General features: G+C 58.2%; 17 protein-coding genes, 3 pseudogenes and 1 other annotated feature. Of the genes and pseudogenes, 13 read left to right on the top strand and 7 right to left on the bottom strand.

Annotated elements, in window-relative coordinates:
• Nucleotides 1-577 precede the first annotated feature (577 nt).
• Both ACP39K_RS24365 and ACP39K_RS24360 read left to right on the top strand, forming a co-directional pair.
• On the top strand, nt 578-829 hold the full coding sequence (locus ACP39K_RS24365) for a hypothetical protein (RefSeq protein ID WP_497008983.1): 252 nt from the start codon (nt 578-580) through the stop codon (nt 827-829).
• 301 nt (nt 830-1,130) lie between these two features.
• Nucleotides 1,131-1,589, top strand: a pseudogene (locus tag ACP39K_RS24360) (IS3 family transposase); the annotation flags it as partial.
• A gap of 38 nt (nt 1,590-1,627) precedes the next feature.
• On the opposite strand, the gene ACP39K_RS24355 reads toward ACP39K_RS24360, so the two are convergent.
• Nucleotides 1,628-2,868, bottom strand: a protein-coding gene (locus ACP39K_RS24355; RefSeq protein ID WP_497008982.1) for an IS3 family transposase whose coding sequence is annotated in 2 segments (ribosomal slippage) — nt 1,628-2,553 and nt 2,553-2,868 — 1,242 coding nt in all. Because the reading frame shifts where the segments join, the coding sequence is not laid out codon by codon here.
• Nucleotides 2,444-2,560, bottom strand: a sequence feature (AL1L pseudoknot). It overlaps the preceding gene by 117 nt.
• Nucleotides 2,869-2,916: 48 nt before the next feature.
• On the opposite strand from ACP39K_RS24355, the pseudogene ACP39K_RS24350 reads away from it, so the two are divergent.
• A pseudogene (locus ACP39K_RS24350) lies at nt 2,917-3,723 on the top strand (Rpn family recombination-promoting nuclease/putative transposase); the annotation flags it as partial.
• 112 nt (nt 3,724-3,835) lie between these two features.
• On the opposite strand, the gene ACP39K_RS24345 reads toward ACP39K_RS24350, so the two are convergent.
• From ACP39K_RS24345 to ACP39K_RS24320, 6 genes are read right to left on the bottom strand one after another with little or no spacing between them, the layout of a single operon-like run.
• Entirely contained in the window at nt 3,836-4,036 is a 201-nt protein-coding gene (locus ACP39K_RS24345) for a hypothetical protein (RefSeq protein ID WP_497008981.1), read from the bottom strand.
• Between the two features lie 55 nt (nt 4,037-4,091).
• Nucleotides 4,092-5,741, bottom strand: a complete 1,650-nt coding sequence (locus tag ACP39K_RS24340) for an FKBP-type peptidyl-prolyl cis-trans isomerase N-terminal domain-containing protein (RefSeq protein WP_497008980.1) — start codon at nt 5,739-5,741, stop codon at nt 4,092-4,094.
• The gene (locus ACP39K_RS24335; RefSeq protein ID WP_497008979.1) at nt 5,738-6,154 is read right to left on the bottom strand and encodes a YuaE family lipoprotein; all 417 of its coding nucleotides are present in this window, start codon (nt 6,152-6,154) and stop codon (nt 5,738-5,740) included. The genes ACP39K_RS24340 and ACP39K_RS24335 overlap by 4 nt, the downstream gene beginning before the upstream one ends.
• Complete coding sequence (locus ACP39K_RS24330) at nt 6,151-6,759, bottom strand: LuxR C-terminal-related transcriptional regulator (protein ID WP_497008978.1); 609 nt, start codon at nt 6,757-6,759, stop codon at nt 6,151-6,153. The genes ACP39K_RS24335 and ACP39K_RS24330 overlap by 4 nt, the downstream gene beginning before the upstream one ends.
• The gene (locus tag ACP39K_RS24325) at nt 6,756-8,378 is read right to left on the bottom strand and encodes a PglL family O-oligosaccharyltransferase (protein ID WP_497008977.1); all 1,623 of its coding nucleotides are present in this window, start codon (nt 8,376-8,378) and stop codon (nt 6,756-6,758) included. Before ACP39K_RS24325 ends, ACP39K_RS24330 begins: the two co-directional genes overlap by 4 nt.
• Nucleotides 8,379-8,422: 44 nt before the next feature.
• The gene (locus tag ACP39K_RS24320; RefSeq protein WP_497008976.1) at nt 8,423-8,722 is read right to left on the bottom strand and encodes a FaeA/PapI family transcriptional regulator; all 300 of its coding nucleotides are present in this window, start codon (nt 8,720-8,722) and stop codon (nt 8,423-8,425) included.
• A gap of 560 nt (nt 8,723-9,282) precedes the next feature.
• On the opposite strand from ACP39K_RS24320, the gene ACP39K_RS24315 reads away from it, so the two are divergent.
• From ACP39K_RS24315 to ACP39K_RS24270, 10 genes and pseudogenes are all read left to right on the top strand, one after another.
• The gene (locus ACP39K_RS24315) at nt 9,283-9,819 is read left to right on the top strand and encodes a fimbrial protein (protein ID WP_497008986.1); all 537 of its coding nucleotides are present in this window, start codon (nt 9,283-9,285) and stop codon (nt 9,817-9,819) included.
• Between the two features lie 108 nt (nt 9,820-9,927).
• Entirely contained in the window at nt 9,928-10,458 is a 531-nt protein-coding gene (locus ACP39K_RS24310; RefSeq protein ID WP_497008985.1) for a fimbrial protein, read from the top strand.
• Nucleotides 10,459-10,528: 70 nt separating this feature from the next.
• The gene (locus tag ACP39K_RS24305; RefSeq protein ID WP_497008975.1) at nt 10,529-13,072 is read left to right on the top strand and encodes an outer membrane usher protein; all 2,544 of its coding nucleotides are present in this window, start codon (nt 10,529-10,531) and stop codon (nt 13,070-13,072) included.
• Between the two features lie 92 nt (nt 13,073-13,164).
• Nucleotides 13,165-13,926: a fimbria/pilus periplasmic chaperone gene (locus ACP39K_RS24300; protein ID WP_497008984.1), complete on the top strand. Its 762-nt coding sequence runs from the start codon at nt 13,165-13,167 to the stop codon at nt 13,924-13,926.
• 44 nt (nt 13,927-13,970) lie between these two features.
• A complete protein-coding gene (locus ACP39K_RS24295) occupies nt 13,971-14,630 on the top strand; it encodes a fimbrial protein (RefSeq protein ID WP_497008974.1) in 660 nt (219 codons plus the stop codon).
• Between the two features lie 10 nt (nt 14,631-14,640).
• The gene (locus ACP39K_RS24290; RefSeq protein WP_497008973.1) at nt 14,641-15,141 is read left to right on the top strand and encodes a fimbrial protein; all 501 of its coding nucleotides are present in this window, start codon (nt 14,641-14,643) and stop codon (nt 15,139-15,141) included.
• A gap of 12 nt (nt 15,142-15,153) precedes the next feature.
• On the top strand, nt 15,154-15,642 hold the full coding sequence (locus ACP39K_RS24285) for a fimbrial protein (RefSeq protein WP_497008972.1): 489 nt from the start codon (nt 15,154-15,156) through the stop codon (nt 15,640-15,642).
• Between the two features lie 10 nt (nt 15,643-15,652).
• Nucleotides 15,653-16,210 carry a fimbrial protein gene (locus ACP39K_RS24280; protein WP_497008971.1) on the top strand — a complete coding sequence of 186 codons (558 nt, stop codon included), beginning with the start codon at nt 15,653-15,655 and terminating at the stop codon, nt 16,208-16,210.
• Between the two features lie 1,764 nt (nt 16,211-17,974).
• The gene (locus ACP39K_RS24275) at nt 17,975-19,072 is read left to right on the top strand and encodes a right-handed parallel beta-helix repeat-containing protein (RefSeq protein ID WP_497008970.1); all 1,098 of its coding nucleotides are present in this window, start codon (nt 17,975-17,977) and stop codon (nt 19,070-19,072) included.
• Between the two features lie 154 nt (nt 19,073-19,226).
• Nucleotides 19,227-19,614, top strand: a pseudogene (locus tag ACP39K_RS24270) (transposase); the annotation flags it as partial.
• Nucleotides 19,615-19,989: the final 375 nt, after the last annotated feature.

Here is a 19,989-nt window from a genome sequence, read left to right as displayed (position 1 = left end):
TGCCCTGATTTTGGCATAGACATCCTCAGAACTGGCTGACGGCTACGTGTTGGATATTTCGGGCGAGAATGGGGACATTATTCTGGGCCACGTTGATTTTTTGTCAGTCAAAGCGGTGCTGACGGAGATGGACTCCTGGGAGCAGCTGATTGGCAACATTCGCTTCGGGGGCTCTACCTGGGTCTTGAGCCGCGAGTCTGATGCGAGATAACTTACGGGGACTCGTGGGCAGGGTAATGTGGCCGCGCCGCCTGTATACCCCTCTCGTCCAGGTGGCTGTGACGATTGTCACAGCCACCTGGGATATGCTGAACGGTAATGCCAACTAGCAGGGTAATGGTTTGAAATCATTTTCAAGAAAGCAGGCAAGTGCGTTGATACATCAACAGTCTTCTCAACGTTGTTGAATGGGATGTTCAGGCTGCCTAGGGCGATTGTCGAAACTGCATTTATGCGGGAGTATTTTTCGCGAAAATGTGACGGACCATACAAAGCGTATACGGCGGTGTTTGCCTGAGTGAGGGATTGCTGTCTACGCTGTTTTCTTTCAATGAAAACAATAACGCAGGTAAATGCGATGGTGATCTGGGGAGAAGGCAGCGTTTTCAGGCCGGACTGGCGGGTGTTCGAGATCTTGGAAGAGCAGGGGGTCAATATCACGATTGGCCAGTTTTTGAGGGTTTATGAAATCCGGCGGCGAGAATTGATGGATGATTTTCAGCATCAAAAGCAGATTATTGAACGTGAGGAAATCAGCATGCAGGTAGCGGCGATGGTCTCATATGGAGTGCAAAGAAAGGGAAAAATTCGCTTCAAGAATCGATCTTGACGCATGGTTATCGTCCTTCACTGCCGGCGTGCGATACGGCTGCCCCGGAAGCCTTTATCCGCGAACTGACCTGTCGTACACCACAGCACGAGTTCTTATGGCCATGCACAGAAACAGAAACAGAAACGGACTAGGAAGGGATGCCACCTGGTGAAGACAAAGGCTGTCAGGAAGGCGTGATGGAAGGCAGCTATGGCACAGCTTCACAACCGAGTTTTCGTGTTGACGCCCGCTCCGGCACCGTTTTCCCCGGGGAGTGCGAATGAGGTGAACGCCTCCCACTCATTAAGTTCGGAGCTACATGATGGCGGAAGAGCAGCTTGTTGTCAGTCGTTCCCGGCGCCGGCGTTACAGTTCGTACTGCGGAGAAATAGGCCCCACGTCCGACAATCTTCTCGCCAGAGATTTTAAAGCGGTGCAGCCTAATCAAAAATGGCTGACGGATATCACGGAGTTCCAGCTTCCGGCTGGTAAAGTGTGGTTGTTACCAGTGGTGGACTGCTTCGATGGCAAAGTGGTGAGCTGGTCGCTCAGTACACGCCCAGATGCAGAGCTGGCCAATACGATGCTGGAAAGCGTTAGCGGCACGTTAAACGCAGGCGATCGTTCGGTCATCCACAGTGACAGAGGCGGGCATTACCGCTGGCCGGGATGGTTGGCGCGGGTGAATGCGGCGGGTCTTATCCGCTCAATGTTCCGCAAGGGGTGTTCACCGGATAATGCGGCGTGCGAAGGGTTCTTCGGTCGGCTGAAAACTGAACCGCCCCGGTTTTTTTGGAGAGTTTTAAGTCCGGAAGCTCAGGCTGCCAGATCATTATTTGCACTGGAAGCATAATAGGCTTTTTGGGCTTCTACCGGCGGTATATGTCCTAGCCGTTCAAGTAACCGTCGATTGTTGAACCAGTCCACCCAAGCCAGTGTCGCAAGTTCCACTTCTGCGTGGTTTTTCCAGCTCTTACGGTGTATGACTTCCGCTTTGTACAGGCCATTGATACTCTCGGCCTGGGCATTATCATAAGAGTCCCCTGTGCTGCCTGTCGCCGCCAACAGCTCAGCCTCCTGCAACCGCTGGGTGTACGCCAGTGACACGTATTGGGAACCCTTGTCTGAGTGATGGATTGTGCCTGAGGGCCGACGTGCCCACAGAGCCTGTTCCAGTGCATCGAGCACGAACCTTGCTTCCATCGACGATGAGACCCGCCAGCCAACGATCATGCCTGCGAACACATCGATGATGAACGCCACATACGCAAAGCCCTGCCAGGTGCTGACGTACGTAAAATCTGCACACCAAAGCTGATTGGGGAGTTCTGCCACGAACTGGCGGTTTACCAGATCCGCGGTTGCCGCTGTTTTGCGACTGATTGTGGTCCTGATGACTTTGCCGCGGAGCACACCCCGAAGACCTATTATTTTCATCAGACGTTCAACAGTACACCGGGCAACACTAAAGCCCTCGCGAAGTAACTGACGCCAGACTTTTCGTGCACCATAGACACTGTAGTTTTCTTCGTAAACGCGTTTTATCTCCTGGCTGATTTGAGCATCACACTTTTCTCGTTGGCTACACTTCTCAGGATGCCGCTGGCGTTGTTGATGCCAGTAATATGTCGACGGGGCAATATCCAGTTCGCGACATACTGGCCCGACCCCGTATGTATCACTCAGACGCTGCATAAGTGGCATTATTTTTTCCAGTGGCGGTCGAGCTCCGCCTGAGCAAAATAAGCTGAGGCCTGGCGCAATATATCATTGCTGTGGCGTAGCTCCCGATTCTCACGTTCCAGTTCTTTTAAACGCTGGCGCTCATTGGTGCTCAGTCCGCCAACATCCGTACTTACCGGGCTGGCACCACCACGGAAATCATTTTTATGCTGACGCAACCAGGCGCGCAGCGTGTTGTAATGGCACCCGATTTTTGAGTATATGGCACGAATGGCATCTGGCTCAGAGTCATATTCATCACGGTGTTCCAACAGCATTCTGACTGCGCGCTCACGCAGCTCAGGGGGATAGCGTTTGGCGGATTGTGTTTTCATTTTGGGTCTCCTTTCATTGAGAGTTTAGTCTCCAAGAAACCCGGTACGGTTCACAGCCTGAAAACCACCACGGGGACGGACGGTTACGTGCATGTCCTCATCGAGCATCAGTCCAGCCCGGACAAGCACATGGCGTTTCGTCTCATTCGCTATGCCGTTGCCGCCATGCAGCGTCACCTTGACGCCGGCCATAAATCGCTGCCGCTGGTCATTCCGGTCCTGTTTTATACCGGCAAACGTAGCCCGTATCCGTACCCGACAAACTGGCTGCAAGAGTTTGATGATCCGACGCTGGCCGGGAAACTGTACACCGGCGACTTTCCGCTGGTTGATGTGACCGTTATCCCCGACGAAGAGATTATGGGTCACCGTAGCATGGCCGCACTGACCCTGCTGCAGAAGCATATTCGCCAGCGCGACCTGGCAGAGCTGACGGACAGGCTGTCCGCCATTCTACTGGCGGGCTATCTCTCTTCGCCGCTGGTGATTTCGCTGATACACTATATTATCCAGGCCGGTGAGTCGGCGGATGCGCATGCATTTGTTCGCGGCCTGGCCCTGCGGGTACCGCAATATGAGGATGAACTGATGACCATCGCACAACAGCTTGAACAAAAGGGTCTGGAGAAGGGGCTCGAGAAAGGGTTTCAAATGGGTGAGCAGCGCGGCCTTGAAAAAGGGCGCCAGGAAGGCAAGCTCGAGGGTAAACTTGATGTTGCGCGCACGATGCTGGTCAATGGCCTCGACCGCGATACGGTCATGATAATGACCGGCCTGAGCGCTGGCGCCGCTGCGCCCCTTGCCAAGGGTAAGTTGCCCGTCTTTCCGGGCTGTCAGCTATTACCCCTCGGTTGAGGTCGAGTACCTTTACCCTTTGTAAAGGTACCCTCGAGGTTATCGGTCTGTCCCGATTGTCATTTCCCAGAGAACGGTCGCGTGTCAGTGACAGCTTGCGCCTTCATGACATTCACTGCCCCCTCCCGAAAATTACTGGTCCTGCGGTTTGCCCATCGCGTGTATTTGCCTGCCTGAGCAAGGCCAAAAACTCCTCTTCCAGCGCGCCGAGCCTTTCCAGGTACTCCGCAGGGGTGCCCGTCATTCCGGTTGTTGACAGGTAGTGACGGGCGAGCTCGCGGGCATTTTGCCTTTCAATCTGATATTTCAGCATGGTGACCTTCCTCATGTCTGGGCCTGTGTTCTGTTTGCGATTTCGCGTGATGTCGTCACGGCGTCACGGGCTGTTGCGGCGCCGGCTGGCTGCCTTCGACCCGAAGCTCGTACACCATGGTGGCATTGGCGGGCACGGCAGGGGGGTAACCCGCCTCGCCGTACGCCAGCGCCGGCGGCACCACCATCGTGAGCGTGCCATGGTTCTTCAGGTAGCCTATCGCTTCACGGAACAGTGGCGGATACGCCTCGAGCGGTTGAGAGAGCACGTTGCCGCTCAGGTCCATGTCCTGGATGACCGTACCGTCGGTCAACGTTTCCTTGACGACGATGTCCACAACGGCATTCGCCGGGAGCGGCGTATCGCCGGCGTAACCGACGTGGTACCAGAACCCGGAAGGGGACGCTCTGACCCCCTTCTTCTTTTTAAAGGCGGCCAGGAAGGCCTCATCTTTCTTTTGCCGGGCGGTGCCGGCGGTTTCGCGCGCCTTGCCGACCGCCTTCTCTGACGCCTGCAGGGCCTGTGTCAGGACATCGGCCGGCAGTTGATAGTGCCCCGAGAACGCATCAATCACGCCGGCCAGCACGGTTTTGCGGTCGGTGTCGATGCCCCATCCCTGGCGCTCGTCCAGCATGCCGACGATATCGCGTCCCAGCGCGCTGCCGGCGGCATAGGCCTGCTGCGCGTCCGAGGTGGTCAGTTTACCCGGCTCAGCCAGCCAGCGGGCTCGTGCCTGCAGCTGTTGCAGGGCCTCGGTCTGCGTGGCGAGGTTCGCGGCATCCGCCTGTGCCTGCGTTTGCAGGGCGGCGTAGTCGGCCTGTTGCTGTTGATGAGCCTGTTGCAACGCCGTCAGTGCGCTCTCCTTTTCGGTCGCCCGGGCCTGCCATTGTTGTTGCGCGGTCTTCATTGTCTCGAGCTGCCCGGTGAGCTCAGCCTGGGCCTTCTGTTGCGCCTGCTGCGCGGCGTCGTGCTGCTTGTCGCGCTGAGCGCGTTCGGTCAGGGTGTGTTGCAACGCCGTCAGTTCCCGGCTCTTTTCTTCTGCCTGTCCCCGCAGCGTTGTCAGGTCCTTTTGCAGGGCCAGCCGGGACTGCGCTTCCTGCTGTACCTGCTGCTGCAGTGCCTGCTGCTGCGTCTGCAGTGCGGCCAGCCTGGCCTGACTGTCGGCCAGCGCAGCCTGGCTTTGGGCCGTTTGCTGTCGGGCGCCGGCAATCAGCTCGGCGCTGCGCCGGGCGTCAGGGGACCCAGTGGCGGCCTCCCGCAGGCGGCGTATCAGCTGTTGCAGGGGGACCAGGTCCGCTGCCCGGGCCGCCCTGGCCTGCGCCTGCTGTGTCGCCAGGGCCTGTTGCCCTGCCCGCTGCTGTTCGTCCGCCAGTTTCAGTGACTGGCGCAATGTCGCCAGCTGTTCATTCTGCTTGCGCAGCTGTTCCGACAGGGCGTGGAGCTGCCGGTCCCGCAGTTTCAACTGCTCGTGCAGGGCCGGACTGCCGCTCACCGCGCCTTTGGGGGCGGCCGGCGCCGGTTTGGTGAGGGGGGGGGGCCTGTTTTGCGCCGGTGCCGGCGGTGCGGTGAGCTGACCGTGGTACTCTTCGGCAAATTGCAGCAGCGCAGGGACGCCGTCTTCTGCGCGGGCGGCCACGGTGAACCACAGCAAGGGCAGCAATGTTGCCAGCCGGCGCAGGCGATATCGGGAAGGCCCCGTCGTCATTTCAGTTTCTCCCCGCGGTCAGCGAGCCCGGTCAGCGTGGCCTGCATGATGTCGGCGCACAGGCGATTGACCTTGTAACGGTAGAGCGCATCGACGGTCTCTTGCGTCACGTTGTTCACGCGCACCCGCAGGTTGGCGTACTGGGCGGCGCCACTCATCAGGCGATCGAACTCCTGCCGAAACGCCGTGTATTGCTGGGCGTTGATGCTCTTGAGTGTTTCCAGCTCCTTCTGGCACTGGGCCAGGCGCTCGGCTTCCCTTTGTGCCGGGGTGATGTCCGGCTCGACGGTTGTGGCCGGTTTGGCCTGGGAGGGGGACCCGGATGTGTTCTTGCACCCGCTCAGCAGGGCCGCGCTGCAAAACAGGGTGGCGAGCAGAAGGGGGCGACGGAGGGACATGTTCGTTTGACTCATAGGTATTCTATTATTTCCTGTTCAAGGCCGCCTTGACGCAGCCAGTGGTAGAGTTCGCTGTTGCGATGAAATCCCAGCTTGTTCATGGCATTGCACTTGTGTGCGCTGACGGTTTTGATGCTCAGGTTCAGGTAGACCGCCACCTGGTTCGGTCGCATGCACCGGCGAATGGCCGAGAGGACCTGCCATTCGCGGTAGGTCAGGGTGAGCGCGCAGCGCGGGCAGTCCTGGGGGGGGGGCGGTCCGTTGCCGGTTTCCAGTACCCGCTCGACTTCAGCCAGCAACACGTGTGGCGTCACCTTGCGCGTAATGCGACTTTGCTCGCTCAGGCAGGCGGGCAACTGGCGCCGGAGCAGCCGGGGCTGTGTGGTTTCCTGTATCGTGATGACGTGCTGCTGCCGGTTCGCTGTGCCGTAACGGCAGTGGTAGGCCATGCGGTTCACCTCGCCGCCCTGGATAACCAGGGTGGCGAAGGCCCGGTGTGTGCCGGAAAGAAATCGCACTGACCACCCCTTGCGGATAAAGTGCTGCGTCAGCACGCTCTTCATGCCCAGCACCAGGTAGCGGTCGGTGTCGAGAATGGCAATATCGATATGGGGTTTCACGGCATCTCCCGGTGGTCGTTATGGGGCGAAAAAAAGCGCGCATCCTGCGGAAAGAAGCGCTGAGCCTCCTGGCGGTATTGTTCCGCCAGGGCGAGCTGTCGCTGATGCCGCAGGATTTGGATCAGGGTGGCGTAGACGTTCTTGTCGATCCGCCGGTAAAGGTACCCCTGAGCCCAGTCCTGGTAGCGCGCCAGCAGCGTGGCATCGTGGGTGTGGTTATAGGTCAGCAAGGCATTGACCTGCTCGTCAAAGCGCACTCGCTCCTGATGTAGAGCCCGGGAAAACGGCGGCAGGGCCACGAGCGGGCTGATGTCTTCCATACCGAATTGTTCCACCTGCGTCAGGACCTGGCTGCCTTTAACGCCGTAGCCGGCGCCGACGGCGCCCCCCAGGCAGAGTAATGCCAGGCTGGCATACAGTCCCCGATGCCGGGCGCCGGTATCGGGGCGGTCCGGTGCGCCGAGGCGGTCAGCCATGGCAAACAGCAGCACAAATAGCGTCACGTGCGCGGCGGACACATAAAAAGGAAATTCCAGCTGGGTATGCAGCGCGATGGGCAGGAGTGCGATGCACAGGGCGGTCGGCAGCCCGGTCAACGGCCGTTCGGCGCCGGGGCGGTCATGGCGCAGCGCCTGGCGAACGACGAGAGCGCCCCCGACGGCCACCGGTATCAATCCGGCCAGGCCGACCAGGCCCCCTTCGACTATCCACAGCAACGCTTCGTTATGCGGGTGCCGCACGATTTCGGTCACGACGGTGGGGGGCACCTGGTGAACACGAAAGTGCTGGAAGTCGTATTCGAACCCGCCGTATCCCCAGCCGAGCCAGGGGTGAACGGCAATCATCGACAGCGTGTCACGCACCATATCCCAGCGCGCCAGGTTGCTGTGCGTATGGTCAACGGCCAACATCGATGCCGGCCCCCAGTGGAGGGTCAGGATGCCAGTCAGGGCGCCGGCGACGAGGGCGCCGGCGGTGAAACCGGTTTGCCGGTCGCGGGCGCCGAACCGCCACAGCAACAGCCCGGATGCGCCGAGGGCGCCGAGGACGCCGGTGCGAGACTGGATCCACACCAGCATGAGGGCGGTCAGGGCCAGCAGGAGGCGCAGTCCGTTACGGCGCCTCCGTTCGGTCCGCTCATGGCGGGCCGTAAAGACGGGCAACAACAGCAGTATCAGCGTGACAGCCAGGCCGGTGGCGAGAAAGCTGGCCAGGACATTGGGTTGAAAGAAGGTGCCGTAGGCTCGCCGTCCATAGAGGGGGAGCCATGCCGCGTCGCGCATGAGTAATTGCTGACCGGCAATGACGAGCTGGACGACGGTACATGCCACGAGGCTGTAGAGGACGCCCATGACGTGCTGACGGCGCCAGGTGATTTGCAGTGCGGTAAACAGCACGGCGAGTCCGCCGGCCACCGCGGCCAGGCGCCAGGCCGCGTTCAAAAATCGGTAGCCGGTCGCCCAGGCCAGCGGCAGGGCGAGGATAAGGGCGCCGGTCAGCAGCAGGCAAAAGGCCGGGGTGATGACAAGCGAACGCGGACTGATGGCCCGTCGACACCAAAACAGGGACAGGGCCAAAAACAGGGCGAGGAGCATGAAAATGTTGATGCTGATGACCAAAATAAACTCTCTGTCTAAGAATAAATAAAGTGGTGTTATTTCAATTATTCACTCATCGATTGCCGGCGATAAATAGCGGCGCGGTCAGGGTACCAGCGGAGTGAATTATTCACCGGGCCGTCAGTCACGACGACCAGCCCCTGATGGGCCAATTCCAGTAATAACAGACGCGCCTTATAAATACTGATGTCGTGAGCATCGGCAATTTGCCGCGTCGCCGCCCAGGTATTTTCCGGCGGTGGGTGGTCATCATTCGGCGGCGGCGAGAGATTGACGAGCGAAATTAATATTTCCCGGTGAAGCGTTTTCTTTCCTGTTCGAGAAGGCGAATGAAGCGTAGTCATGACGTTATAGCTCCCAAAGCGTGTTTGATTGTCCAATTGTTAATAAAAGGCAAGGAATGACGGGGTTTATTGTTGAGAAAAATAACAAAGGTCATGATTTTCGTAACAAACACCCCGAATAAGCCAATAAAACAAGGGGGCTGGAGTGCGTCAGGAAGCACCCCTTTTCAAACAATTGTAGCGAAAATACGGAAAAAGCGATCTGTAATTTTGCAAATATATTTGTATGCGATATTTTATTCTGATATTTTGAGTGTAGCGACCTTTCGATCTGTTTGTTTACAAAAATAGGGTTTGTGGCGGAATTATATTGGCTTTTTTGGGCTTATTTTCATTGTGGCCTTTTGCTTTCCGTAAATCTTTGTAAGAATTGATTCGGCGACGGGGTTGGGATATACAGGACTTTTCTTGATGGCAATGAATGTTGTTTTTAAGAAAAGTCATTTGCGTGCCCGCTACTTCGTTTGTGCTTGTCGGTAATGCCGTTGAGCTTTCATTAATCTCTCAGGCGTGAAGCCTGAATTTTCAATACCATCAATAAAGGATGTGATTTCATGCGTATGAAACTGAATAAAACCCTGCTGGCTGCGGCCGTTGTTTTCGGTATGTCTGCGTCGGCGGTTAATGCTGCGGACCAGGGCCATGGCAAGGTGACTTTCACCGGTTCAATCATTGACGCGCCATGCTCAATCAACCCTGAATCTATTGACCAGACTGTTGACTTGGGCCAAATCTCCAAGGCGGCCCTGATTGATGGCGGCAAATCCACGCCGCGCAACTTCGATATTCTGCTGGAAAACTGCGCCTTCGGCACTCCGGCATCCAAAAACAAGGTGACGGTGACCTTTACCGGTATGGAGTCTGCGGCCAATAACGGCTTGCTGGGCATTACTGGTACTGCGGCCGGCGCCGCAGTGGCTATTACCTCTGCAGATGGTGCCGTGATTAAACTGGGTCAACCGACTAAGGAGCAGGTGCTGCAGAACGGTAACAACACCCTGGCCTTCGCGGCCTACATGCAGGGTGAGGGGGCGTCCGATGCCATCACCGAAGGTGATTTCCAGGCTGTAGCAGATTTTACCCTGGCTTATAACTAAGTCCTTTTAATTCAGCATATATCGCTATCTCTGATATTTGTGTGCATGCATGCGGGATTTCCGCATGCATTTTTCAAGCAAGATGTTTAAAGGACAGAATGAATGAACATGCATGGGTTGCTTATTGTAGTGTTTTCTTGCCTGTGTTCCCTGACTTCCTTTTCTGTGCAGGCAATAGGGTCCATTGCCGGGTGGGGGCGGGTAAATATGCAAGGAGCCATTATTGATACCGCGTGCGCCATTGCCGTGGAAAGTCGGGAGCAGACCATTGATATGGAAACAGTTCCGCTGGCCGACATTATTCGTGACGGCCAGGGGCGGAGTAAACCGTTTTCCATTGAATTGGTTAATTGTGTATTGGAGCGGCCGGGCAAAGCGGACTGGAAACAATTCCAGGTGACGTTTGATGGGGATGCTGAAGGGGATTTATTCGGTGTCTACGGAGAGGCGTCTGGCGTTGCGCTGCAAATTATCGACCATGTTGGCAATATTGCTTCGCCCGGCAAGGCGTTACCGCTGATGGATATTACACCCGGTGGCAGTCAGCTGAATTACACCATGAAACTGGTGGCCAATAATCACGCGCTGAAGTCCGGCGAATATTTTTCGTCAATTCGTTTCAAGCTGGATTATTTCTGAATTTATTGTGAGCTTGCGTCTTTGCATCTCGCCTGAATGCTAAAACATTCATATTAACAAGGTAATGGGTATGGGATTGTCACCGGTTGGAAAAGTGGCTCGTCTTCAGTCGTTGGGGTTGTGCGTGTCGTTGGTGCTGGCCCCCCCCGTGTCGGTGGTGTATGCCGCTGACGACATTCAGTTTAATACTGATGTGCTGGATGTGAATGACCGAAAAAACATCGACCTCAGCCAGTTCTCGCGTGGCGGTTATATCATGCCGGGCACGTACGGCATGGTGGTTCACATCAACAAGAACGATTTGCCGGAGCAGCAAATCACGTTCTATTCCCCGAAAGACGACCCGAACGGCAGCCGGGCCTGTGTCAGCAAGGCGCTGGTTGAGCAGGTGGGATTCAAGCCCGATGCGCTCAAGGCGCTGACGTGGTGGCATGACGGCGAGTGTCTGGATGAAGGCAGTGTGCGCGGCATGGAAATGCGCGGCGACCTGGCCACCTCGTCGCTGTACCTGAGTATCCCGCAGGCCTACCTGGAATACAGCGACGAGAACTGGGACCCACCGTCCCGCTGGGATGAGGGTGTGCCGGGGTTGCTGTTCGATTACAACGTCAATGCTCGAAACCAGCATCAGCAACGCGACGGATCGCGCGGATACAGCGTCAGCGGTAACGGGACGGCGGGGGCCAATATGGGGGCCTGGCGTCTGCGTGCCGACTGGCAGGCCAATATCGACCACCAGACCGGCAGTGGCCAGCCAACCCGTCAGCAATTGGACTGGAGCCGATATTACGCGTACCGGGCTATCCCGGCGCTGCGCTCGAAACTGACGCTGGGCGAAAACTACCTGGACTCCGGCATGTTTGACAGCTTCCGATTTACCGGAGCGAGCCTGGCTTCGGATGACAGCATGCTACCACCCAACCTGCGCGGTTACGCGCCGGAAGTGGTGGGAGTGGCCAAGACCAATGCCAAGGTCGTCATCAGTCAGCAGGGGCGCGTGCTGAGTGAAACGACGGTGGCTGCCGGGCCGTTCCGCATTCAGGATATCAACGATGCTGTTTCGGGCGAGCTGAAGGTGCGGGTGGAAGAGCAGGACGGCACCGTGCAAGAATTCACCATGAACACGGCCAACATTCCTTACCTGACGCGGCCGGGGTCGGTACGCTTCAAGCTGGCGGCGGGCAAGCCGTCTGACTGGGAACACCATTCGCGCGGCCCGCTCTTCGGGACCGGCGAATTCTCCTGGGGGGTGAGCAACGGGTGGTCGCTGTACGGCGGCGCCCTGGCCGGCGGCGATTACAACGCGCTGTCGCTCGGTATCGGTCGCGACCTGATGGCATTCGGCGCCCTGTCGTTCGATGCCACCCAATCACGGGCGCGGTTGCCGCATGAAGACGGCACGCTGAGTGGTGGTTCTTATCGTCTGAGTTACTCGAAGAGCTTTGACGAGTATGACAGTCAGGTCACCTTCGCCGGTTATCGCTTCTCGGAAAAAGACTTCATGAGCATGAGCGAGTATTTGGATGCGCGTTACTACGGGCAGCGGACCGGCAACAACAAGGAAATGTATACCGTCACCTTCAACAAGCATTTCCGCGACTGGGGACTGAGCAGTTACATCAACTACAGCCATCAGACCTACTGGGACCGGCCAGACAATGACCGTTACAACCTGACGGTCTCGCGTTACTTCGACATCGGGCGTTTCCGCAACCTGAGCTTGTCACTGTCCGCGTACCGTAACCAGTACAACGGCACCAACGATGACGGGGCGTACTTGAGCCTGTCGATGCCGTGGGGCGATAACGGCACTCTGAGTTACAACTCGACCGTAAACCGCGACGACACGACGCATGGGGTCAGTTATTACGATCGCCTCGATGAACGCAGCACCTATCAGGTGTCTGCGGGCAGCTCACGCCGTGGGGTCAATACCAGCGGGTATTACAACCATGAAGGCGATATGGCTCGTATCAGTGCGAACGCCAGCTACCAGGAAGGCAGCTACAGCGCGGTCGGGCTCTCGGCGCAGGGTGGCATGACGCTGACGGCCGAGGGCGGCGCGTTGCACCGTACCGGGACGGCCGGCGGCACCCGAATGTTGATTGACACTAACGGCGTGGCGGACGTGCCGGTGCGCGGTTATGGCAGAACCAGTCGTACCAACGCTTGGGGCAAGGCGGTCATCGGTGACGTGAATAGCTATTACCGCAACAAGGCCAGCATTGACCTCAATGACCTGGGCGATAACGCCGAGGCGACGCAGTCGGTGGTGCAGGCGACCCTGACGGAAGGGGCTATTGGTTACCGGCAGTTTGACGTGATTGCCGGTCAGAAGGCGATGGCCGTCATCAAGCTGGCTGACGGCAGCGAGCCGCCGTTCGGCGCGACCGTGATGAACGCCCGCAAGCAGGAGACCGGTCTTGTCAACGACGGGGGCAGCGTGTACCTGAGCGGCATCAACCCGGGCGAGACCATGACGGTGCACTGGGACGGCCGTGCGCAGTGTGAAGTGCGGATGCCGACGCCGCTGCCGGCCGACATGCTGATGAACACCCTGTTGTTGCCGTGTCATCCTGTGAGTGCAGCGCCGGATGATGCCGACAAGTCATGAAGACGACGAGCCAGACAGTAATCGGAGCCGGACATCAGGCCGGGATTTCAAGCAGTCGCAAGAGAGAATACACAATGAAACAGCAGAACAACATGACGCGTGATATGTGGACACGAACGACGGTATTAACCCTGACGGCGGCCGTGGTGCTGGGCACCCTGGCGGTTCAGCAGGCACAGGCGGCGATTGCGCTGGACCGAACCCGGGTCATTTTTGACGGCAGTCAAAGGTCGGTGAGTCTGAACGTCAGCAACCAGAACAAGCAGCTGCCGTACCTGGCGCAGGGATGGATTGAGGATGAGCAGGGCAACAAGATACAGAGCCCGCTTACGGTCCTGCCGCCGGTACAACGTATCGAGCCGGGCAAACCGAGTCAGGTGAAGGTTCAGGCGCTGCCGGCGGCGAAGGCGCTGCCGCAGGACCGGGAGACGGTGTACTACTTCAACCTGCGGGAAATCCCGCCGAAGAGCAGCAAGCCGAATACCCTGCAGATAGCGCTGCAGACGCGCATCAAGCTGTTCTATCGTCCACCGGCGATTGCGATTGAAAAGAACACCGCGCCGCCGCAGGAGAAGCTGACCCTGACCCGGCAGGGGGACAAGTATGTGGTGAACAACCCCACACCGTACTACGTCACCATTGTGGATGCGGGCAGCAAGAAGGGCACCAACGGGGTGAAGGGGTTTGAGCCGTTCATGATACCGCCCAAGGGCAGCTCGCCTCTGACAGTCAGTGCCGCCAGCGTGGGCGGGAGCCCGGTGCTGACGTATGTCAATGACTACGGTGGCCGTCCGCAACTGACGTTCAACTGCAGCGGCAGCACCTGTTCGGTGGTGCCGGAGAAGAAAGCGTAATTGCCCGGTGACGTGCGTCGCACGTCTGGGTGGGGGAAGAGAACATGATGACAAATATGGGCACGATGGTGCCGCGTCGGGCGTGGCTTGAAGACCTGCGCTATTACGGCACGCTCGGTGGGTATGCGATGATGGTGCCGCTGACGCTGAGTGCGATGCTCTGGCTGTTGCCGTCGGTCAATGCGGCGGTGGACAACTGGGAAGTGGAAGGCGCGAACGGCAGCCTGTACGTGTACGGCGCGCTGACGGAGAGTGCCTGTCGCCTGGAGATGACCAGTGCGCGGCAGGATGTGGCGCTGGGCGAGACCGGCACGGGACGTCTAAAGACCATCGGGGCGCAGGGTGAACCGGTGCACTTTGAGCTGCGTCTGGCGGACTGCCTGCGCAGCCCGGCCAGCAGCCGCGATGAACGCACCGGGGCACTGACCTGGTCGGATAATCAGCCGGCGGTGACGGTCAGTTTTCGGGCGACCCGGGATGCGGACAATCCGCAGCTGGTGAAGGCCCAGGGCGTCTCGGGGTTGGGGCTGCGTCTGGCGACGGATCAGGGCGAGGACGTGCGCCTGGGCAGCCGGGGCAAGCCGCTGTTGCTGATGCCGGGCCAGAACACGCTGAGCTACACCGTCACGCCAGAGCGGACACCGGCCGGGCTGATGGCCGGCAGTTACCGTGCCGTGGTGGATTTTCATCTGAGCTATGACTGAGGACACGCACATGAGGGAAAGCGTAACGCGACGACGTCGGGCCGGATGCGGGCTGGCGGGCCTGCTGCTGCTGTCACCGATAGTTGTTGCCGCCCCATCCAGCACATTGACGGTCAAGGTGACCGTGGTGGCGCCGCCCCCGTGCATCATCAACGGTGACCGGCCGATTGAGGTGGATTTTAAGGACGTGATGACCACCCGGGTGGACGGGAACAACTACCTCACGCGGGTCGATTACACGCTGTCCTGCCCCGGCGCACCCAGCAATGCCATGAAACTGCAGGTGCGGGGCACCGGCGCAGATTTTGATGCCAGTGTGCTGAAAACCACCCAACCCGGGCTGGGTGTGGAACTGCGGCGGGATGGGGTGAAAATGCCCATCAACACCTGGATGAATTTTACCTACCCCATTTCGCCGAAATTATGGGCGTTACCGGTGAAGCAGAGTGGTATCACGCTGAGCGCCGGGGAGTTTACCGCCGGAGCGACCATGCAGGTCGAGTATCAGTAACGGGAGTGGAGCATGAACACGACGAGGGGCCTGAGCGTCCTGTTTTTATACGCTGCGCTGAGCGGTGGGGTGCAAGCCGCCGGCGACATCGACATGACGTTCCGCGGTCGGCTGATTGAGCCCCCGCCGTGTACCATCAACGACGGTAACCGGGTCGATGTGGATTTTGGCGACCGGGTGGGGGTCAATCGCGTCGACGGGGTGAATTACCGCCAGGTGGTTAACTACCAGATAGTCTGTGACCGTGGCGGCAGCTGGACGATGACGCTGAGCCTGAGCGGTTCGGCCGCCGGGTTTGATGACAATGCCCTGCTGAGCAACAAGAGCGACCTGGGGATACGCGTCTACCAGAATGACAAGCCGTTCAAGCCGGGCAGTGTGCTGACCATTGACCCGGACAGTCCGCCGCGGCTGGAGGCGGTGCCGGTCAAGCGGGCCGGGGCAACGTTGACGGAAGGGGCGTTTGAGGCCTGGGCCACCCTGAAGGCGGAGTATCAATGAGGATGAAGACATGATGCGCAAGCGCTTACTGCCCCGGGCAGGGCGATGGGGCGTGTCGGCAGCCCTGCTGCTGGCGCAGATGCTGGCCGTCACGCCGGCAAGGGCGGCGGACAACGTGCGGTTTTACGGTGCCCTGGTGGCGGAGCCGTGCGTGATAGCGCCGGGGTATGAGGATATCCCGCTGGAGTTCGGGACCATCGTGGACCGGTATCTGTACCTGAATACCCGCACGCCGGGCCAGACCTTCGAGATACGTCTGGAGGACTGTGACCTGAATCTGGGCAAGCTGGTGACGGTGACGTTCACCGGGACGGAGAGCGCGGCACTGCCGGGGCTGCTGGCCATCGACGGCAGTGGCGGGGCCCGGGGCGTTGCGATTGGGCTGGAGACGCCCGATTCAACGCCGCTGCCCCTCAACCAGCCCGGCGGAAAAATCTCGCTGGTGAGCGGCCGCAACGTGATTGCGCTGAAGGCCTATGTGCGTGGCGAGCCGGAGGCCATCAGGAACCAGCGGATTGAGCTCGGGACCTTTGGGGCCACGGCGACGTTCAGGCTGGAATACGAGTAGGGCGTCAACACAATGCACAGTGACGGCCGGGCAGGGCGACTGCATGTCGACATGATTTTTAAAGCGTTGTGATTTTTACTGCACCTGGAACACACACACGCGGGAGAGCCGAACATGGGATTGGCTGACTGGCGCTGGGGACTGCCCTGTTGGGGGCCGGACTAGGGCCGAGCGTATTGAAAACAAGCGAAAAACAAAGCACCACCGGGCGCGTAGGGCGCGGCTTGATGAGCAGCACGGCAGCGGCACTGTTGAAGGACGAGGCGGCAGCGCGTGTGCGGATATGCAGCACGGTGGATTAACTGGGCAACACGCCACAAATAGCGGGGGCTACTTATGCGCGATGTGCCCATCCCGTGACTCAGCGAGACAATATGAAAAATATCTTTGCCGCCGCCACTATGTATTCTATCTTACATTGTACTCTTGCCAATGCTGTCATGTTTCCCGTGCTGGTGAACCCTAAAATCACCAGCTGTGGCGACTCCGAATGTCGCTACGGCGTTTATTATGGCTCAGAGGGGTCGATCCTGATCGACCAAACCTCCGCGTCTGTACCGGTCAGGGGAGGCGGGCTTGACATTCGGCCCAATGGTATCCATTGTGGAGGCGGTGCCCCTCTAGAGGGTATACCGGCATCCTCGTGCGTATGGATTGCAGCTGAACACGCACCTGTGAGCACCTCCGAATGTCGCTTGTTATCCTATGACTCGTGGGACCTCACCCCGTCCTCGACGTGTCAGACATCAACTGCCTGGGGGCCACACACCGGAGCGGGGCCCGGTGCGGAGTGCGTGGTTTTTGTTCAATCAGCTACTATCACTCCGGGTGGCACCTCTGTTACGACCATTCAAGGTGTCCTAGATGCAACGACTGTTGCAAACTCGGGATCGACTTTTTGTCAAAAACCTCTACCACCGGACGTCAAATGCGACCTCGTTCTTCCTCCTGAGATCAACCATGGCACGATCGCTCCGAATGCGCGAACGATAGAAAACATAGAAGGAACCGTTGACTGTGGCGCGACACCGAAAGTAACGTTTATGGGGGGAAACACCCTTACGCTCGCTCCGGGGATCAAGACGACCCTCACATCACAAATTACAGGAACAAACCATCTCCGGATTACGTCTACCCTTGATGCTATCAACGGGGCTGCCGGTGATCACACGGCCTCTACCGTCGTCGTCATATCCCCGAACTAACGGGACGCCCCTCGGGGGCCTCACACAGTGGCGTCGTTGTCTGACCCCGCATTCCGTCCTGAATGCGGGGATGTGGCAGACGTGGGGCCCCGCATTTCAAGCGCAACACCGGTCGGCGCGAGAAAGAGGGTCGGATCCTCTATACATCGGGGGGCACCGCCCCCCTGCTAACGGGCGCACCGGTCCCCAAACCACCTGGACCTGATGCTCTCGGTTATACTGTTGCATATGGACGGTGATTCATGGACCTTATCATTCTTGTTGGACTGCTGGTATTAATGCTGTTTGCTTTTTACAAGCACCGCAAAATCTCACGAAAAAATGGAGTTGCTTCATCAACAAAAATAAATAAGAAAAATAAAACTCTTAGGGGGTGTTTGAAAAAACGTTAATAAAAACGGCCCCTCGTGATTTTTATTTTTGATATACAAAACAACCCTGCCTCACTGTACCGGGGGCAATGAATTGCCATGCGGCGTGCAGCCTCAGGGGCTCGGTCACTGACCCCTGTAGTCCGCCTGGCACGCGTGTTCCCGGTCTTCCTCACAACAAGGATGTCATGATGACAAGGACATATCCCCTACTGGCTCTACACTTTTATCTTATGAGTTCGCCCGCGGTTGCCATGCCCTTTTGTGACGTCATCGGGGGAGGGAAGGGATATCAGCCTGCGGACAGCGATACCCCCACCCATTACCAGACTGCACGGACACTCGACGAACTGAAGGGATACCTTCAGGCGGGCGAACCGAATGTCTTCATTCCCTCTGGCGTTGAAATCCGCCTCCCCCTGGCGCCCGCCGCGCTGGTCATTGGCGAAGGACAGCGTGTCTTTGGCGACCGGGGGGTAAACGGAAATCCGGGGGCATTGTTCCGTGTGGTGGCCCCGGATGAGCAATCTCATGCCTACCCGGTGATAACGCTGGCCAGTTTCTCCCGTTTCAGCGGACTGCGTCTTGAAGGGCCCTCCGGCCGCGCTGATACCCCCCTTATGACCATTGGGCTCCAGCTGCTGCCCGGAAGCCGGGGGGTGCGTATCGACAACAATGACATCTACCACTGGCCCTGGGCGGGTATCTCGGTCAAACAGGCCGTAGATAACGTCATCAGCTACAACTATATCCATAACAACCTGTGTCATGAGCGCGGGTATGGCGTGGTGGTCCAAAACGGCGATGCCCAGGCTACCCTCTATTACAACGTGTTTGATGCCAATCGCCATGCGCTGGCGGGCAGTGGCCAGGCCGGCGAAGGCTATTACGCGCACCATAACCTGATTTTGCAGGGCGGCGGGCGGGCCGCCTACCACCAGATGGACATGCACAAACTGGGGGATATCGGGGGGAAATACGTCGACATCCGCTATAACTGGTTTGATTACGGGCGTTTTGGCACGTCGAACCGCTCTTCCATCATGATACGCGGTATCCCGACCGACGGACCGGCACACGTCGCCTGGAATATCTTCAGCCAGGGCGTTCAGGTGGGCTCACAATGGGCAATAGACGGCGTCCCCGGCGCCATTCCCGGTCAGGCGCAGTGGCGCAGCGAAAATACCTTTAATGCCCGCCTGGATTATGTGAAGACCGCTGACCGCTGTGAGCTGCATGATGGGCAGGGCCGCCACCCGTTACTCTGTGAGGCGCTTGATTTTTAATGGCCGGACGGCCGGTACGTCCGGACAATATCGGTAGAGTTCAGGGACGTGGTGTAAATACGGCAAGATGGTGAGCGCCATCGCCTTATCCGGTAAGGTAATGGTTCAGATAATTATCTTAAAAGGAACAAACCAATGGCTGACAACCGCATGACAGTCAGTGGTCCGCGCTGCGCTGCAACAGGTGTTCGTGCAGACCGATGAAAAAAGCGCCCATGCTACCTGGCGCGAGGTTACCGGTCAGCTGGAGAAAAGCAACCTGGCGGCCACGGAGATGATGAACGACGCGGAGGCGGACGTGCTGACATACTTCAGTTTCCCGAAAGCACGCAGGGTGAAAATCCACTCCACGAACACACTGGAGCGCCGGAACAAAGAGATGAAACAGCGCGCGTGGGCATCTTCCCTAATGAAGAGAGCATCACGCGGCTACTGGGGGCAGTACTGACGAAGCAAAATGAGGAATGTCTGCTGCAAAGTCGCAGCACAGTATGGCGGAGATAGAGCAGGCTGCTGAAGACGTGCTGCCACTCAGCGCATAACAGGCATATCACCGGACCGGAAGGCTGTAACTGAATTTACGTCAACTTGACGGACTCGACCCGCCGGAACCGTCAAAATTTCCGTGCCGCATATTTTTGGCTTATAGCTCCAGAATAGTTAGCAGGTTATTGAATTGACGCTGTCCGGACTCACCCGCGAAGCGGTTGCCGCCCAACTGGGCATTGGCAGGGCCCGCGTCTACCGAATATAAAAACCTGGCGGCAGCAACATACCGACGCTATTGTGCCCGGAGAACGGGGGAAGCCTTCGCTCAGCCATAGTGAGCCGGCGACCGAATGTGCTACGATAGCCCCATGAAAAAAAATCCAACGCCCCATGATGCCACTTTCCGGCAATTTCTGACGCAACCTGAA

Source organism: Serratia sp. EC4 (assembly GCF_059652115.1).
This window is presented reverse-complemented; position numbering and strand designations above follow the sequence as displayed.

Excerpts from the sequence above, each read along its gene's own strand:
- ACP39K_RS24285 (WP_497008972.1), top strand. The coding sequence starts at position 15,154 with ATGAACACGACGAGGGGCCTGAGCGTCCTGTTTTTATACGCTGCGCTG.
- ACP39K_RS24315 (WP_497008986.1), top strand. The coding sequence starts at position 9,283 with ATGAAACTGAATAAAACCCTGCTGGCTGCGGCCGTTGTTTTCGGTATG.
- ACP39K_RS24275 (WP_497008970.1), top strand. The coding sequence starts at position 17,975 with ATGATGACAAGGACATATCCCCTACTGGCTCTACACTTTTATCTTATG.
- ACP39K_RS24295 (WP_497008974.1), top strand. The coding sequence starts at position 13,971 with ATGATGACAAATATGGGCACGATGGTGCCGCGTCGGGCGTGGCTTGAA.
- ACP39K_RS24290 (WP_497008973.1), top strand. The coding sequence starts at position 14,641 with ATGAGGGAAAGCGTAACGCGACGACGTCGGGCCGGATGCGGGCTGGCG.
- ACP39K_RS24320 (WP_497008976.1), bottom strand. The coding sequence starts at position 8,722 with ATGACTACGCTTCATTCGCCTTCTCGAACAGGAAAGAAAACGCTTCAC.
- ACP39K_RS24310 (WP_497008985.1), top strand. The coding sequence starts at position 9,928 with ATGCATGGGTTGCTTATTGTAGTGTTTTCTTGCCTGTGTTCCCTGACT.
- ACP39K_RS24365 (WP_497008983.1), top strand. The coding sequence starts at position 578 with ATGGTGATCTGGGGAGAAGGCAGCGTTTTCAGGCCGGACTGGCGGGTG.
- ACP39K_RS24335 (WP_497008979.1), bottom strand. The coding sequence starts at position 6,154 with ATGAGTCAAACGAACATGTCCCTCCGTCGCCCCCTTCTGCTCGCCACC.
- ACP39K_RS24300 (WP_497008984.1), top strand. The coding sequence starts at position 13,165 with ATGACGCGTGATATGTGGACACGAACGACGGTATTAACCCTGACGGCG.
- ACP39K_RS24340 (WP_497008980.1), bottom strand. The coding sequence starts at position 5,741 with ATGACGACGGGGCCTTCCCGATATCGCCTGCGCCGGCTGGCAACATTG.
- ACP39K_RS24305 (WP_497008975.1), top strand. The coding sequence starts at position 10,529 with ATGGGATTGTCACCGGTTGGAAAAGTGGCTCGTCTTCAGTCGTTGGGG.
- ACP39K_RS24280 (WP_497008971.1), top strand. The coding sequence starts at position 15,653 with ATGATGCGCAAGCGCTTACTGCCCCGGGCAGGGCGATGGGGCGTGTCG.
- ACP39K_RS24345 (WP_497008981.1), bottom strand. The coding sequence starts at position 4,036 with ATGCTGAAATATCAGATTGAAAGGCAAAATGCCCGCGAGCTCGCCCGT.